The sequence below is a fragment of the Microbacterium sp. Z11_20 genome (assembly GCF_057197605.1).
Map to the genome: position 1 here is coordinate 83,665 of NZ_JBXVOQ010000002.1, position 15,472 is coordinate 99,136.

The 15,472-nt window shown below is 70.2% G+C and carries 16 protein-coding genes; 12 read left to right on the forward strand and 4 right to left on the reverse strand.

The window, feature by feature from the left end; genetic code table 11:
* Positions 1 to 54: 54 nt before the first annotated feature.
* From AC2DFQ_RS05360 to AC2DFQ_RS05375, 4 genes are read left to right on the forward strand one after another with little or no spacing between them, the layout of a single operon-like run.
* Positions 55 to 1,422 carry an ABC transporter substrate-binding protein gene (locus tag AC2DFQ_RS05360; RefSeq protein WP_484533175.1) on the forward strand — a complete coding sequence of 456 codons (1,368 nt, stop codon included), beginning with the start codon at positions 55 to 57 and terminating at the stop codon, positions 1,420 to 1,422.
* A 3-nt stretch (positions 1,423 to 1,425) separates the two neighbouring features.
* Positions 1,426 to 2,391: a carbohydrate ABC transporter permease gene (locus AC2DFQ_RS05365; protein ID WP_484533176.1), complete on the forward strand. Its 966-nt coding sequence runs from the start codon at positions 1,426 to 1,428 to the stop codon at positions 2,389 to 2,391.
* The gene (locus AC2DFQ_RS05370) at positions 2,388 to 3,212 is read left to right on the forward strand and encodes a carbohydrate ABC transporter permease (protein ID WP_484533177.1); all 825 of its coding nucleotides are present in this window, start codon (positions 2,388 to 2,390) and stop codon (positions 3,210 to 3,212) included. Before AC2DFQ_RS05365 ends, AC2DFQ_RS05370 begins: the two co-directional genes overlap by 4 nt.
* A 2-nt stretch (positions 3,213 to 3,214) precedes the next feature.
* Positions 3,215 to 4,213: an alpha/beta hydrolase gene (locus AC2DFQ_RS05375; RefSeq protein WP_484533178.1), complete on the forward strand. Its 999-nt coding sequence runs from the start codon at positions 3,215 to 3,217 to the stop codon at positions 4,211 to 4,213.
* 105 nt (positions 4,214 to 4,318) lie between these two features.
* On the opposite strand, the gene AC2DFQ_RS05380 is transcribed toward AC2DFQ_RS05375, so the two are convergent.
* Both AC2DFQ_RS05380 and AC2DFQ_RS05385 read right to left on the reverse strand, forming a co-directional pair.
* Positions 4,319 to 4,951 (reverse strand): DedA family protein, encoded by a 633-nt coding sequence (locus AC2DFQ_RS05380; protein ID WP_484533179.1) that lies wholly within the window; start codon positions 4,949 to 4,951, stop codon positions 4,319 to 4,321.
* Positions 4,952 to 4,962: 11 nt separating this feature from the next.
* Complete coding sequence (locus AC2DFQ_RS05385) at positions 4,963 to 5,160, reverse strand: hypothetical protein (RefSeq protein WP_484533180.1); 198 nt, start codon at positions 5,158 to 5,160, stop codon at positions 4,963 to 4,965.
* A 385-nt stretch (positions 5,161 to 5,545) separates the two neighbouring features.
* Between AC2DFQ_RS05385 and AC2DFQ_RS05390 the strand changes: the two genes are divergently transcribed.
* Together AC2DFQ_RS05390 and AC2DFQ_RS05395 are read left to right on the forward strand one after the other, a co-directional pair.
* Positions 5,546 to 5,995 (forward strand): hypothetical protein, encoded by a 450-nt coding sequence (locus tag AC2DFQ_RS05390; protein ID WP_484533181.1) that lies wholly within the window; start codon positions 5,546 to 5,548, stop codon positions 5,993 to 5,995.
* 62 nt (positions 5,996 to 6,057) lie between these two features.
* Positions 6,058 to 6,702, forward strand: a complete 645-nt coding sequence (locus AC2DFQ_RS05395; protein WP_484533182.1) for a TetR/AcrR family transcriptional regulator — start codon at positions 6,058 to 6,060, stop codon at positions 6,700 to 6,702.
* Positions 6,703 to 6,769: 67 nt separating this feature from the next.
* Here AC2DFQ_RS05395 and AC2DFQ_RS05400 read toward each other — a convergent pair whose 3' ends face one another.
* Complete coding sequence (locus AC2DFQ_RS05400; RefSeq protein ID WP_484508167.1) at positions 6,770 to 8,089, reverse strand: MFS transporter; 1,320 nt, start codon at positions 8,087 to 8,089, stop codon at positions 6,770 to 6,772.
* Between the two features lie 196 nt (positions 8,090 to 8,285).
* Positions 8,286 to 8,684, reverse strand: a complete 399-nt coding sequence (locus AC2DFQ_RS05405) for a PaaI family thioesterase (RefSeq protein ID WP_484533183.1) — start codon at positions 8,682 to 8,684, stop codon at positions 8,286 to 8,288.
* Between the two features lie 117 nt (positions 8,685 to 8,801).
* On the opposite strand from AC2DFQ_RS05405, the gene AC2DFQ_RS05410 reads away from it, so the two are divergent.
* Genes AC2DFQ_RS05410 through paaK form a run of 6 tightly spaced genes read left to right on the forward strand, consistent with a single transcriptional unit; the run spans position 8,802 to position 15,442 of the window.
* The gene (locus AC2DFQ_RS05410) at positions 8,802 to 9,992 is read left to right on the forward strand and encodes a thiolase family protein (RefSeq protein WP_484533184.1); all 1,191 of its coding nucleotides are present in this window, start codon (positions 8,802 to 8,804) and stop codon (positions 9,990 to 9,992) included.
* On the forward strand, positions 9,985 to 10,722 hold the full coding sequence (locus tag AC2DFQ_RS05415) for an enoyl-CoA hydratase/isomerase family protein (RefSeq protein WP_484533185.1): 738 nt from the start codon (positions 9,985 to 9,987) through the stop codon (positions 10,720 to 10,722). Before AC2DFQ_RS05410 ends, AC2DFQ_RS05415 begins: the two co-directional genes overlap by 8 nt.
* Complete coding sequence (locus tag AC2DFQ_RS05420) at positions 10,719 to 11,579, forward strand: 3-hydroxyacyl-CoA dehydrogenase family protein (RefSeq protein WP_484533186.1); 861 nt, start codon at positions 10,719 to 10,721, stop codon at positions 11,577 to 11,579. The genes AC2DFQ_RS05415 and AC2DFQ_RS05420 overlap by 4 nt, the downstream gene beginning before the upstream one ends.
* Positions 11,576 to 13,684: a phenylacetic acid degradation bifunctional protein PaaZ gene (gene paaZ / locus AC2DFQ_RS05425; protein WP_484533187.1), complete on the forward strand. Its 2,109-nt coding sequence runs from the start codon at positions 11,576 to 11,578 to the stop codon at positions 13,682 to 13,684. Before AC2DFQ_RS05420 ends, paaZ begins: the two co-directional genes overlap by 4 nt.
* A complete protein-coding gene (gene paaI, locus AC2DFQ_RS05430; RefSeq protein WP_484508173.1) occupies positions 13,681 to 14,097 on the forward strand; it encodes a hydroxyphenylacetyl-CoA thioesterase PaaI in 417 nt (138 codons plus the stop codon). Before paaZ ends, paaI begins: the two co-directional genes overlap by 4 nt.
* Before the next feature lie 28 nt (positions 14,098 to 14,125).
* Entirely contained in the window at positions 14,126 to 15,442 is a 1,317-nt protein-coding gene (paaK, locus tag AC2DFQ_RS05435) for a phenylacetate--CoA ligase PaaK (protein WP_484533188.1), read from the forward strand.
* Positions 15,443 to 15,472: the final 30 nt, after the last annotated feature.

The following is a 15,472-nucleotide window of genomic DNA, read 5'->3' on the forward strand; positions in this document are numbered from 1 at the left end:
ACGCGGTTTAGCACCGCATCCATGCATCCTGGTCCGGAGCGAAGGGAGACACCGGTGTCTCATTCACAGCATCCACACGCGCGCGCACTCGCTCAGGGAGGCGTGCTGATCCTCGCGGTGTTCGCCGTCACGGCGTGTGCCCCTCCCGGGGGCGGCACCGCCGCCCCGACCAGCTCCTCCGGCCCGGTATTCGGCGGAGGCGAGCCCACCTGCGGCGAGGACGATGTCGTCCTGGACATGTATGCCGAGACGGGGTTCGCGCTGCCGGGGGAACTGGCCGACGAGTTCACCCGTCAGTATCCAAACGTCACGTTCGACGTTCGCGAAGACCAGTTCGCCGTTCTCACCCAGAACGCGCCTCGCGTGCTGCGCGACTCGCCGCCCGATCTCATGCGCCTGCCGCAGATGTCGGAGCTCGCCGAGGGCGGCCTCCTCCTCGACCTCGACCCCTACGCCGAGGTGTTCGGATGGACCGACTGGCCCGAGTCGCAGCTCGAGCAGCTGCGGGTGGATGAGGACGGCCGTCGCGGCGACGGACCGCTGTACGCCATGGGCCTCAACTTCTCCATGACGGGCGTCTTCTACAACAAGGAACTCGCCGCTCAGATCGGGATGACGCAGGCGCCGCAGACGCTCGAGGAGTTCGACGGCTACCTGCAGGCCGCCCAGGACGCCGGGCTGACTCCGATCGCGCAGTTCAACGGCGGCGCGACAGGCGGTCTGCTCTTCCCGCTGCAGGGGCTCATGGCCTCCTACGGGGAGACCGCGCCCGTCAACGACTGGATCTTCCAGACGCCCGACGCGAGCATCGACACTCCTGACAACCTCGCCGCCGCCGAGCACCTGCAGGGCTGGGTGGAAGCCGGCTACTTCGCCCTTGACGTGAACTCGCTGGATTACTCCCAGATGATGAGCCGGTTCATCGGCGGGGAAAGCGTGTTCATCTTCAGCGGAGACTGGGAGTCGGGCAACCTCGACACGCAGATGGCGGGGAACGCCGGGTTCTTCCTCGTACCGCCCGTCGACGAGGGGGGAGCACAGGGTGCGATGTCCGCCCCGCTGACCTACGGCATCTCCGCGGTTGCCGAGAACCCCGACTGCGCAGCCTTCTTCCTCGACTGGGTCGCGACCGATGAGACAGCACGCACGATCACCGTGGAGGTGGGCGGGTCGCACCCGATGGGCCCCGCGGACGCATTCATGCCGGAGGTGGCTGCCGGGTCGGTGACCGAGGCGACCCTCGCCGCCGGAACCGTCATCAACGAGAAGAACGGCGCGATGGACTTCATCGCGAACGCTACGGGCGCCATCTACGCCCAGAGCTGGACCCCCAACGTCCAGCGTCTGGTCGCCGGCGAGCAGGATGCTGCGGGCCTGCTGAGCTCCGTCCAGTCGGACTACGAGAACGAACTCGCCGACTGACGGATGTCTTCCCCTCGGCAGGCTGCGGCGCCGGTGTCCCGGATCGGCGTCGCAGCCCCTTCCTCAGGCCCGGCGCCCCGCCCCGGCGCGCGCCGGCGGCGCTTCGCCTGGGCGGCGCGGGCGTACCTGCTCGTCGTGCCCGCCGCGCTGTTCTACATCGCGTTCGTCGTGGCACCCATCATCCGCACCGCCCAGTACTCGCTGTATGACTGGGACGGCATCCAACTCGCCACGTGGGCGGGGTGGGACAACTACGTGGAGGTCTTCGCGAACCCCACGCTGGTGGGCTCGATCCTCAATTCCTTCGAGCTGATCATCTACTTCAGCATCATCCCGGTCATCCTCGGTCTCTTCGCGGCGAACATCATCCGGGGCATCGCGGCGAGCCGGCTCGCCGTCGTCGCGCGTACGGTGTTGTTCCTCCCGCAGGTGATCCCGCTGGTGGCCGCCGGCATCATGTGGACGTGGCAGCTGTCGACCAACGGGCTCATCAACCAGCTGCTGGAGGTCGTCGGACTCGGTGGACTCGCGCGCGCCTGGCTGGGCGACACCCAGACGGCGCTGCCCGCGGTCGGTGTCATCGGCGCGTGGGTGCAGTTCGGCCTGTGCCTGCTGCTTCTCCTGGCCGGCATGACCAAGATCGACCCTTCGCTGTACGAGGCGGCGCGGATCGACGGCGCGGGGCCGGTCCGCGAGTTCTTCTCGATCACGCTGCCGAGTCTGCGTCAGGAGATCGCGGTGTGCGTGACGATCACGGTCATCTCGGCGCTGGCGAGCTTCGACATCATCTACATCTCGACGCAGGGCGGCCCCGCCAACAGCACCCTCGTGCCCGGACTGCAGATCTACTATCTGGCGTTCTTCGAGCGGGAGATCGGCACCGCCTCGGCGCTCGCCGTCGTGCTGATGGTGCTGGTGCTCATCATCGTCCTGCCGCTGCAGCGCGTGCTGAGAGGGCGTGACGCGTGATCGTTTCGGCGCGTGAAGTGTGGCTCGGCCGCGCCCTCCTGGTGCTGCTCATGCTGATCACCGTGATGCCCTTCCTGAGCCTCTTCGTTACGGCCCTGCACGAACCCGGCACCTACCCCGGTGGGCTCAGCTGGCCCGAGGAGCCGCACTGGGAGAACTTCGTACTGGCCTTCCAGGCGGCCGACATGCTGCAGCTGCTGTGGTCGAGCGTGCTCATCGAGCTCGGTGTGGTCCCGATCGCGATCCTCATCGCAACCCTGGCCGGCTTCGCGCTGGGGCACCTCAAGCCCGCTGGCGGGCGCGGCGTGTTCATCGCGTTCCTGCTCGGGCTGACCCTCCCGTTCGAGGGCATCATCGTGCCGCTGTACTACCAGATGCGTGAGATCGGGCTCTTGAATACCCGGTGGGCGATCATCCTGCCCCTCATCGGCTTGTTCATGCCCTTCGCGGTCACGTGGATGCGGGCGCACTTCATCAACATGCCCCAGGACGTCTCGGAAGCGGCCCGCGTCGACGGGGCCACCACGTGGCAGCTCTTCTGGCGCATCCACGTTCCGCTTTCCGTCCCTGCGCTGTCTTCCCTCGCGATCCTGCTGTTCCTGTGGACGTGGAATCAGTTCCTCCTCGCCGTGGTGCTGGTGGACGACCCGGCCCAGCGGACGATGGCCGGCGCCCTCGGAGCTTTCCAGGGGCAGTGGGGGACCGACATCCCGCTGCTGTGCGCAGGGTCGCTGCTCATCCTCACGCCGACTCTGATCGTGTTCCTCGTCTTCCAGCGTCAGTTCGTGGCCGCCCTCCTCCAGGGCTCGCTGAAAGGCTGACGATGACGACCCCGCCGCCGTTCGACCCCGAGATCGCCGCTGCCCTGCGGGCGCGAAGCGACGTCGTCACGTCACTGCGGACGAACGAGATCGCCGGCCTCCGGGCGGGAATCACGCGCCCGACCGACGCCGAGATCACTCTCGGCGGGGCGTTCGACTTCTCGGAGCACGTGGTGCCGTCGTTCGACGGGGCAGAAGTGCCGATCGTCGTGCTGCGCCCTCGCGACGCTGAGATCCCTGTGCCCGTTCTGTACCACGTGCACGGTGGCGGGCTCGTGGTGGGGACACCGTACGAGGATCTTCCTTCTCTTGCGGCTCTCGCGAGGGATCTGGGATGCGCCGTGGCCTCGATCGACTACCGGCTCGCGCCTGAGCACCCCTATCCCGTCCCGGTGGAGGACGTGTATGCGGGGCTGACGTGGCTCTTCGCTGAATCGGGCACGTTGGGGTTCGACTCCACTCGTGTGATCCTCAGCGGGGTGAGCGCCGGCGGCGGTCTGGCTGCTGCGGCGGCACTCCTCGCGCGGGACCGGGGCGGTCCGGTCGTTCGCGGGCAGCTGCTGGCGTGCCCGATGCTCGATGACCGGAACGACACGCCATCGGCGCACCAGATGGCGGGTATCGGGGCGTGGGACCGTACCGCGAATGAAACCGGCTGGACCGCCTACCTCGGTGCCGAGCGGGGAGACGTTCCCGCCTACGCGTCGCCGGGTCGGGCGACCGACGTCTCCGGTCTTCCGCCGATGTTCTTGGATGTCGGATCGGCCGAGACGTTCCGCGATGAGGTCGTCGCGTATGCCGCACGGGTGTGGGAGTGCGGGGGCGAGGCCGAGCTGCACGTCTGGCCGGGTGGCGCGCACGGCTTCGACACCCTCGCACCCGACGCGGCCCTCAGTCGCGCGGCCCGCGCCGCGCGACTGGGATGGCTGCGGCGGCGTCTCTCCGCCAAGCCCCCCGCGGCGCGGGAGTCGTCGGTCCCCGCGGCGCGGGTCTTGCCCTGAGCGCGCCGCGGCCGCCCTTGTCGCCGATGCCGCGAGGGGTGCGCCGCATCCCGTTGCTCTGGGCTTCCTGGGCGAGCGGTACGTGGGGAGTTGAACGACGGGGGCTCACCGGGTCCTTTGCAGCGCGGATCTGCGCCTCCAGGCGAGGCACCGATCCACCGCGACGCCCGCGACGAGGGCGATCGTCACGGCGATGATCGTGGCCAGCAGAGGCTCGGGAGTGACGAACGAGCCGACCAGGACCGCGATCACAACGGATACGCAGGCCCACGCCGTGGCGCTCGCCAGGCTCAGCACCAGGAATCGCCGGTAGGGGAGGCGTGCCGCGCCCGCCGCCATGTTGATGAGGATGCGGGCGACGGGGACGAAGCGTCCGGTGAGGAGGATGCTCTCCGGTCGACGGTGGAACTCTCGGCGTACCCCGTCTGCGGCGGCGCCGGATCGTCCGCGCCTCATCCACGGCAGGGGCGTCAGCCCGACCCGGCGTCCGATGGCGTAGGCGATGTTGTCACCGATCCACGCACCGACCGTCGCGGCGCCGACCACCGCGATGATCATCGGCGGGTGGGTGGTCCACGTCACCGCGGCGGCGGTGATGAGCACGACTTCGCTCGGAACCGGCGGGAAGAACCCGTCGATGACGCAGACGGCCAGCAGGACCGGCAGGACCCACGGCGAGGCGGCGGCCGCGACGAGGAATGCGTCCACGTTCGCGAAGAGATCGAGCAGCGGTTGCACGACGCCCCCGCTCAGCGCACCGGTGAGGGCAGCCGGGGGTGCGGGCGGCGGGCACCGGCGCGGCGCGCGACGTCGACGCACCAGCGCACCGACACCACCACTGCGGTGATGAGGACGTACATCAGGACGAAGAGGGCGGTGAGCAGGTGGAAGGCGATGATGCCGAGGATGGGGAGGGCCTTGCCGAGGAAGGAGGTGATGCCGGTCATGATCGTGCCTCTCTGAGGGCGGTCGCTGCTGACCCCGCGAGGTACGGGGACGGGTGCCGACGAGCCATCCAGCGCCGATGCGAGTCGGGTCGGCGGGAGCACAGAGTCGGCGTCGCAGCGCGCGATGATGTCGCCGGATGCCGCGATGAGCACGTCGTCGGCCGGGCGGGACTGCTCGGCGAGCGAAGCGAGGCACCGCCGAGCATCCGGGCGTCGTTGAGGACCGGGATGACGACGGATATCGATGTGCGCATGCCAGCAGGTTAGGAACCCGCGGTCGGCTCGCGCGTCGCCCGGGCGTAGCGACTGACCCCCTACCCGGGTACCACGGGATTGTCTTCTCCAGGAGGATTCGCGCGACGGCCGCGCCTGCGAAAGTCTTCCCATGGCCGACGCATCCCCCATCCGCACCCCGCTTGCAGCGCCCCTCACCCGGTCCGACTGGGTGACGTGGCGCGACCTCGACGCCACCGAGAACGCCGCGGTATCCGTCATCGTCCCGGCGGGTGAATCCGACGTCGATCTCGAGGTGCGCCTCCCGGCCGCGCTCAATCAGACCGTCGCGCCGCACGAGATCGTCGTCATCGACTCCTCGCCGGACGGACGCCACTTCGCCGCCGTCGCCCGCCTCGAGCAGGGCGAGACGCGCACGCCGATCCGATACGTCCGCTCACCGGCTCTGAGCCCGGGGGCCCTTCGCCGGCTGGCGGCGCGATTGGCAGTCGGCAACGTCCGGGCGTTCGCGTTCGCCGGATCACTCCTTCCCGCCACGTGGGTGGAACGGATCACGATCGCCGCGCGCGGGATGCGGTCGCCGACGATCTCGATGGCGTGACGTTGCTCGTCCGCCGGGCCGTCACCGCGTAGCATCCCGCGCCGGGGTGCCAGACTGGTGCGATGACCACCCCGCCGGACGCCGTCACGACCGCGGCCGCCCCGGCACGACGGGGGCGCCCCGGCTACGACCGCGACCGGGTGCTCGCGATCGCCGTGCAGCTGTTCAACGAGCAGGGCTACGACGCCACATCCGTCGCCGATCTGGCTCAGGGGCTCGGGCTCACGAAGTCGGCCCTCTACCATCACTTCGCCTCCAAGGAGGAGCTGCTCGCGGTTGCGCTGGATCAGGCGCTGAGCGGCCTGGAGGCCGTGCTGGATGACGCTCGGGCGCTGGAGGGGGCAGCGATCGATCGCCTCCGCCACGTGATCCGCAGCGCGGCGGACGTGCTCGTGGCGCAACTGCCGTCGGTCACCCTGCTGTTGCGGGTACGCGGCAACAGCCCCGTGGAGCAGAGCGCGCTGGAGCGACGGCGGCTGTTCGACCAGCGGGTGACGCGCCTCGTCGCCGAGGCGCAGCGCGAAGGCGACGTGCGCACCGACGTCGACGCCGCCGTGGTGGCACGTCTCATCTTCGGCATGATCAACTCGGTCGTGGAGTGGTACCGGCCGGGCGGCCCGGTCGACGGCGACCGCCTCGGCCACGACATCCTCACCGTGGCGCTGGATGGCCTCCGCACCGACGGCGCTCGTCCGCGCGAGGCCTGACGCGCCAGGGCTGAACCACCGCGGCGCGGCACCGCCGAAGCGGCACCGCGCCGACGGGCGAAGCGCGTCAGGCGTGCAGGTCGACGCCCTTGGGCTCTTTGATGAGGGACACCCCGACGAGGGAGATGATCGCCGCCGCGGCGATGTAGAGGCCGATCGTCCACGACATCCCCGTCGCGCCGAAGAGCGCCTCGGCGATCATGGGCGCGAACGCGCCGCCGAGGATCGCGCCGAGGGCGTAGCCGATCGAGACACCGGAGTAGCGGACGTTGGCGGGGAACATCTCCGAGTACAGCGCCGCCTGCGGTCCGTACGAGAGGCCCAGCCCGATGGTCATCACGAACAGCGCGACGAAGTACCAGAGGATGTCGGCCGTGTCGATGAGGAACCACATCGGCACCGCCCACAGCGCGAGGATCAGGTAGCCGATCTGGAAGGTGCGGACGCGCCCGAGGCGGTCGGAGACCCGCCCACCCCACAGCGTGAAGGCGAGCCATCCGAAGGACGCCAGCGTCGTCGCCAGCAGCACGGTAGGCCGATCCATCTCCAGCACGTTCACCGCGTAGGTCGCGAAGAACGCGATGAGGAGGTACCCGGCCGCGTTGTTGCCGATGAACACGACGGCGGTGAGCGCCACCTGGCGCCAGTTCTTGCGGAACAGCTCGCGCAGCGGCGCCGAGGACTCCTTGCGGCGACGCACGAGGTCTTCGAAGACCGGGCTCTCCTCGACGGCGCGACGGATGACGTAACCGATGAGGATCAGGACGATCGAGAACAGGAACGGGATGCGCCAGCCCCACTCCAGGAACGCCTCCGTCGACATCGACGAGGTCAGGATCCACAGGGTGGCCGTCGCGAGGATCATGCCGATCGGCACGCCGATCTGGGGGAAGGCGCCGAAGAACCCGCGGCGCCCCACGGGCGCGTGCTCCACCGACATCAGCGCGGCACCGCCCCACTCGCCGCCGGCGGAGAATCCCTGCAGGATGCGCAGCAGGATGAGCAGCATCGGCGCCGCGAATCCGGCCACAGCGTACGTGGGGAGCACGCCGATGAGCGAGGTCGAGGCGCCCATGAGGACCAGGGTCAGGACGAGCATCTTCTTGCGGCCGAGCCGATCACCGAGATATCCGGCGACGACGGCGCCGAGCGGGCGGAACAGGAACGAGATGCCGATCGTGGCGAAGGAGAGCACCTGGGCCAGGCCCGGATTCGACCCGGCGAGCGGTGCGAGGAACAGGGGGGCCAGCACGAGGCCCGCCGCCTGGGCGTAGATGAAGAAGTCGTACCACTCGATGGAGGTGCCGACGAGGGTACCGGCGAGAACCTTGCGCTCCTCGCGGGTGACCGCAGCGTGGGGCAGACGCTCCCGGGTCGATGACGCCATGGGTGAACTCCGTTGTTCGAAGGTGATCGGGTATTCCTGACCGATCGTTGAGTAAAGCACACGATAGCGGAGGCGGCCAGCCTTGCGCGAGTGCACGGCTGGCCGCCGAGCGCACGGCCTTTGCCCGCGATCATCCCGTCCAGTCGGCGAGAACTCGTGCACTCGAGGGATGGGGGGCGGGTTGAGGGACGCGGGATCAGTCGGGGTCGACGAGGAGGTTGCTGATCCGCGCCGTCGCCAAGAGGGTGCCGACCTCGTCCTGGATGCGGATGTCGTAGGTCGCCATGCGGCGCCCGCGATGAAGCGCGGTCGCGATGCCCGTGATGGTGCCGGCGTCGGCGCCGCGGTGGTGGGTGATGTTGAGGTCGACGCCGACGCACACCCGGCCCATCGTGCTGGCGTGGATCATCGCGGCCCATGAGCCGGTCGCCTCGGCCAGCGCCGCGCTTGCCCCGCCGTGCAGGCGCCCGAGCGACTGCGTGTTGCCCGCCACCGGCATCGTGGCGACCACCCGCTCCGGCGACTGCTCCCGCACCTCGATGCCGAGCTTGAGGTCGAGCTCTCCCGGGGTGATCCGCCAGACCGCGTCGCTCATGGGTGCCTTCCCGGGGATGCGGCGCCTTGCCGATACCGCCCGCCTCTGACACTATTACTGAACGATCGGTCTGCAAAGACGGATTTGCATCCTGCGACGGGGCACGAGGAGATGACGATGACCGAAGCCTTTTTGGTCGGTGGCGTACGGACCCCCGTCGGCCGCTACGGCGGCGCGCTGGCCTCGATCCGGCCGGACGACCTGGCGGCCCTCGTGCTGCGGGAAGCCGTCACGCGTGCGGGTGTCCCCGTCGAGAGCATCGACGACGTGTACTTCGGTGCCGCGAACCAGGCGGGGGAGGACAACCGCAACGTCGCGCGCATGGCCGTGCTCCTCGCCGGCCTCCCCGACACCGTCCCCGGACTCACCGTCAACCGGCTGTGCGCCTCGGGGATGTCGGCGATCGCGCTCGCCGCCCAGGCGATCCGCGCGGGCGATGCCGACCTCTTCGTCGCCGGCGGCGTGGAGTCCATGACTCGCGCCCCGTGGGTGCAGGCCAAGCCCGATCGGGCGTGGGGGAAACCGGGGGAGACGTATGACACCTCCATCGGGTGGCGCTTCCCCAACCCGGCGCTGCAGTCCCGTGACAAGGCGACCTTCTCGATGCCCGAGACCGCCGAGGAAGTGGCCCGGATCGATGGCATCACCCGCGAGGACGCCGACGCCTTCGCCCTGCGCAGCCATCAGCGCTCCGTCGCCGCCATCGACGCGGGGCGCTTGGCGCCCGAGATCGTTCCGGTCCCCACGCGCCGTGGGCTCGTCGACACCGACGAGGGACCGCGCCGCGACACCTCCCTCGAAGCGCTCGCGGCGCTCCGCCCGGTCGTCTCCGGCGGTTCGGTCGTCACCGCGGGGAATTCGAGCTCGCTCAACGACGGCGCCTCTGCCATCGTCGTCGCCAGCGCCGAGGCTGTCGGACGCTACGGACTGACACCGCGCGCCCGCATCCTCTCGTCCGCGTCCGCCGCTCTGGCACCGGAGATCATGGGCCTCGGACCGGTGCCTGCGACCGAGAAGGCCCTCGCCGCAGCGGGGCTGAGCATCGCCGCCCTCGACGCCATCGAGCTCAACGAGGCGTTCGCCTCGCAGTCGCTCGCCTCGATCCGCCGCCTCGGGCTCGACCCCGACCTCGTCAACGCCGACGGCGGCGCGATCGCCCTGGGTCACCCGCTCGGCTCGAGCGGGTGCCGGCTCATCGTGACGCTCCTCGGCCGGCTCGAGCGGGAGGGCGGACATCGCGGGCTCGCGACGATGTGCGTCGGCGTCGGACAGGGCGCGGCGATGATCGTGGAGCGCGTGGATGCCTGACACCCTCCGCATCGAACGCCGCGACGATCGGGTCGTGGCGACACTGAACCGTCCTGAGGTCCGGAACGCGATCGACCAGAGGATGGTCGACGAGTTGCACCTGCTGTGCGCCGAACTCGAAGTGACCCCGCGCGTCTTGATCCTCACCGGTGCCGGTGGGGTGTTCGCCTCGGGCGCGGACATCGCCCAGCTGCGCGAGCGGCGCGCCGACGACGCGCGCGAGGGGATCAACACCACCGCGTTCCGACGCATCCGCGAACTCCCGATGCCCGTGATCGCCGTGATCGACGGCTACGCGCTCGGCGGCGGAGCCGAGCTCGCGTACGCCGCCGACATCCGCGTCGGCACGCCGTCGGCGAAGATGGGCAACCCCGAGACGGGCCTGGGCATCCTCGCCGCCGCCGGTGCCACGTGGCGCCTGCCGCAGATCGTGGGGGAGGCCCGCGCCGCGGAGATGCTCCTCACCGGCCGCACGCTCGACGCCGACGAGGCCCTCGCCTGGGGCCTGCTCAATGCGGTGCATCCCGCGGAGACGGTCATGGATGCGGCGCACGCCATCGCCGACCGCATCACCGCGAACGACGCCCTCGCCACCCGGTACACCAAGCGCGCCCTCCTCGCCCCACCCGACGCGCATCCCGGGATCGAACTCGACCTCCAGGCGGAACTGTTCGAGCGTCCCGAGAAGCACCGGCGGATGACGACGTTCCTGGAGCGGAGGAAGCGATGACGACTCGAACTCCCGCGCAGGTCGGGGTGATCGGCGGCGGGCGGATGGGCGCCGGCATCGCCCACGCTTTCGCGCTCGCCGGCTCACGCGTGTTCGTCGTCGAACGCGACCGGGGCTCCGCGGATGCCGCGACCCGGCGCATCCGCGAGAATCTCCGCCGCTCGGCCGATCGCGGTGCGACCACGCGCCCCCTGGGGGACATGGAGGCCGCCGTCTCTGCGGGCACCGACATCGCCGCGGTCGGCGACGCCGGTCTCGTGGTGGAGGCCGTGCCGGAGGACCGCGTTCTGAAGATCGATGCGCTGCGCCGGGCGGAGGACGTCGTCGCCGCCGACGCGGTGCTGGCCTCGAACACGTCCTCCATCTCGATCGACGACCTCGCGGCCGCCCTCGACCGGCCCACGCGGTTCCTGGGCCTGCACTTCTTCAACCCGGTCCCCGCGTCGGCCCTGATCGAGGTCGTCCTCGGCGCGGGCACCGACCCCGCCGTCGCCGCCGCGGCCGGCGACTGGGTCGCAGCCCTCGGAAAGCACGCCGTCGTGGTCCGCGATTCCCCGGGCTTCGCCTCCAGCCGGCTCGGCGTCGCGATCGCGCTCGAGGCGATGCGGATGCTCGAGGAGGGCGTGGCGTCGGCCGAAGACATCGATGCGGCGATGGAGCTCGGCTACCGGCATCCGGTCGGGCCGCTGCGCACCACCGACCTCGTCGGGCTGGACGTGCGCCTGGGGATCGCCGAGGAGCTTGCCGCCCGGCTCGGCGACCGGTTCGCACCCCCGCAACTGCTCCGCGACCTGGTCGCCGAGGGGCGTCTGGGCCGGAAATCCGGCCGCGGGTTCTATGAATGGAGTGATCGATGAGCGACATCCTGCCCAGCTACCTGCGCGACGCGTGGTGGACGCCGGAGAGCGCCGCCGGTGCGACGACGGTGCACGATGCATCCACCGGAGAGATCGTCGCGCACGTCAGCGCGTCCGGTGCCGACCTGGCCGGGGCCCTGGACCACGCGCGCACCGTGGGGCAGCGGAGCCTGGGGCCCCTGACCTTCCACCAGCGCGCCATGTTGCTGAAGCAGTTCGCCCTCGTCCTCACCGAGCGCAAGCAGGAGCTGTACGAGCTGTCCAAGCGCAGCGGCTCCACCGTGCGCGACTCGCTCAGCGATGTCGACGGCGGCATCGGCGTGCTCTTCACCTATTCGTCCAAGGCGCGACGCGAACTCCCCAACGCGAAGGTGTACCTCGACGGCCCGGTCGAATCGCTGTCCAAGGACGGCTCGTTCCTCGGCCGGCACGTCTACACGCGTCTGCCCGGCGCCGCCGTGCAGATCAACGCCTTCAACTTCCCCATGTGGGGCTCGCTGGAGAAATTCGCCCCCGCGTTCCTCGCCGGGGTCCCGTCGGTCATCAAGCCGGCCACCCCCACCGCCTATGTCGCCGAGGCGTGGGTGCGCATCCTCGTCGAGTCCGGCCTCCTTCCCGCCGGCTCGCTGCAGCTGATCAGCGGACGCGTGCCCGACCTGCTCGATCACTTGGCCCTCGGTGACCTCGTCGGCTTCACCGGCAGCGCGTCGACGGCCGACCGACTGCGCCGACACGACAACGTGCAGTCGGGCCGCGTACGGTTCACGAGCGAGACCGACTCCATCAACGCCTCGGTCCTCGGCCCCGACGCGACCACCGGAACCCCCGAGTTCGACGCGTACGTCAAGCAACTCCTGGTGGAGCTCACCGCGAAGGCGGGGCAGAAGTGCACGGCGATCCGCCGTGCGATCGTGCCGGCGGATGCGGTCACCGATGTCGTGGCGGCGCTGAAGGCGAAGATCGACGAGCGCGTCGTGATCGGAGACCCGCATCACGAAAGCGTCACCATGGGCCCGGTCGTCTCCCGCGAACAGCGAGACGACGTGCTCCGCCAGGTCGAGGTGCTCCGCGACGCCGGCGGAGCACTGCTGCTGGGTTCCACAGAGCCGCCCGAGGTCGTCCGCGCCGACGGCAGCGTCGGCCGCGCCGGCGAGGGCGCGTTCCTCTCGCCGATGGTCATCGGCTTCGCCGATGCCACGACCCCGGCCGCTCACGAGATCGAGGCCTTCGGGCCGGTCGCGAGCATCCTCCCGTACGCCACCGTCGCGGAGGCGGCCGATCTCGTCGCGCTCGGCGGGGGGTCGCTGGTCACCAGCGTCGCGACGTCGGATGACGACGTCGCTCTCGAGCTGCTCACCCGGATCGGCGCCTACAACGGCCGCGTGCTGTTCCTCAGCCGTCAGAACACCCGCACCTCGACCGGGCACGGGTCGCCCGTTCCGCACCTCGTCCACGGCGGGCCCGGACGCGCCGGGGGCGGAGAAGAACTCGGCGGCATCCGTGCGGTCCTCCACCACATGCAGCGCACGGCCCTTCAGGGTTCACCCGAGATCCTCACCGCGCTCACCGGAGTGTGGCACGAGGGCGCCGCTGCGGTGTCGGGCGGGCGTCACCCCTTCCGCAAGTCGCTGGCGGAGCTGCGCGTCGGTGACCAGATCGCCTCGGCCTCGCGCACGGTGACGCTCGAGGACATCGAGACGTTCGCGCACTTCACCGGCGACACGTTCTACGCGCACATGGACGAGGCGTCCGCCGCAGCCAACCCGTTCTTCCCCGGCCGCGTCGCGCACGGGTACCTCCTCGTCTCGTGGGCGGCCGGGCTGTTCGTCGACCCGGAGCCCGGGCCGGTGCTCGCCAACTACGGCCTGGAGAACCTCCGGTTCGTCACACCCGTCTCGCCGGGCGACGAGATCCGGGTCATCCTCACGGCGAAGCAGATCACCCCCCGGGAGACCGACGAATACGGCGAGGTGCGGTGGGATGCGGTCATCCGGAATCAGCGGGACGAGCTGGTGGCCTCTTACGACGTGCTCACGCTGGTCGCCAAGGAGGATCGCGCCGATACGGGCGCGGCCGTCGACCGGGAGGCGGTGACGGTGCCGTGACCGACAACGCCGCCACCCGCGCCCCGCTTCGACCCATGATGCGCAACGACCGCGCCTCCGCGTCGCTCGGGATGGTCGTCGAGCGCGACGAGCCTGGGCTGGCGGTGGTGTCGATGCGCGTGCGCGAGGACATGACCAACGGCTTCGCGATCACGCACGGCGGCCTGGTGTTCACGCTCGCCGACACCGCGTTCGCCATCGCCTGCAACGAGGACGAGCGCATCACCGTCGCCGCCGGCGCCGACATCACCTTCCTGAAGTCGACGACGGCCGGACAGACGCTCACCGCCACAGCCGTCCGCCGGGTCGTCAGCGGCCGTACGGGCATCTACGACGTGTCGATCACCGACGACACCGGCGATCTCGTCGCGGAGTTCCGCGGCCGCTCGCTCACCACCAACCGACCCGCCTGATCCCGCATCTCCGTCCGAGGGAGCCCCGATGTCGAAGACGACAACCGAGAGCCGCATCGTCGTGCCGGCGCCGGAGGACCGCGTCGACGTGCTGACCCGTCCAGAACTGGAGAGGATCCAGCTCGCGCGACTCCAGTGGACGGTCCGGCACGCCTACGAGAACGTGCCGCTGTACCGGCGGAAGTTCCACGAGGCCGACGTCGCCCCCGACGACATCCGCTCGCTCGCCGACGTGCGCCGGCTGCCTTTCACCACGAAGGCGGATCTGCGGGAGACCTACCCGTTCGGCATGTTCGCCGTGCCGATGGCCGAGGTGCGCCGCATCCACGCGTCATCCGGAACGACCGGCCGCCCCACGGTGGTGGGGTACACCGCCGGCGACCTCGACCGCTGGGCCGATCTCATCGCCCGATCGCTGCGGGCGGCGGGCATCCGCCCCGGGATGAAGGTGCACAACGCCTACGGGTATGGCCTGTTCACCGGCGGCCTCGGTGCGCACGGCGGCATCGAGAAGCTCGGAGCGACGGTCATCCCCATGTCGGGCGGGCAGACCGCACGGCAGGTGCAGCTCATCCGCGACTTCGAGCCCGACGCCATCCTCTGCACCCCCAGCTACCTGCTCACGATCGCCGACGCCATGCAGGAGGCCGGGATCGATCCGACCTCCACGTCGCTCAGGGTCGCGGTGCTGGGCGCCGAGCCGTGGACCAACCAGATGCGCGCGGAGATCCAGCGCCGTCTTCACATCGACGCGGTCGACATCTACGGGCTCAGTGAGGTGATGGGCCCGGGAGTGGCGAGCGAGAGCGTCCTCACCAAGGACGGCCCGCACGTGTGGGAAGACCACTTCCTGCCCGAGACGATCGACGGCCGCACGGGCGAACCCGTCGCCGACGGGGAGCTGGGCGAACTGGTCTTCACGTCGCTGACGAAGGAGGCGTTCCCGGTCATCCGCTATCGCACGCGCGACCTGACCCGGCTGCTGCCGGGCACCGCCTACCCCGCGATGCGGAGGATCGAGAAGATCACCGGCCGCAACGACGACATGATCATTCTCCGCGGCGTGAACCTCTTTCCCACCCAGATCGAGGAGCTGGTGATGGGGATCGAGACCCTGACCCCGCATTTCGTCCTCGAGCTCACCACGCAGGGGCGGATGGACTGCCTGACGGTGCGGATCGAGCGGCACCCGGATCTGGACCGGGCGATCTGTGAGGCCGCCGCCCTGGTGCTGCAGCAGCGCATCAAGGTGCACATCGGAACCTCCGTCGAGGTGCAGGTCGAGGAGCCGGGCACTCTGCCGCGCAGCGAGGGCAAGTACAAGCGCGTCTACGACCGCCGCTGAGTGCGCGGTTGCCCGCACCGCCGGCGGCCG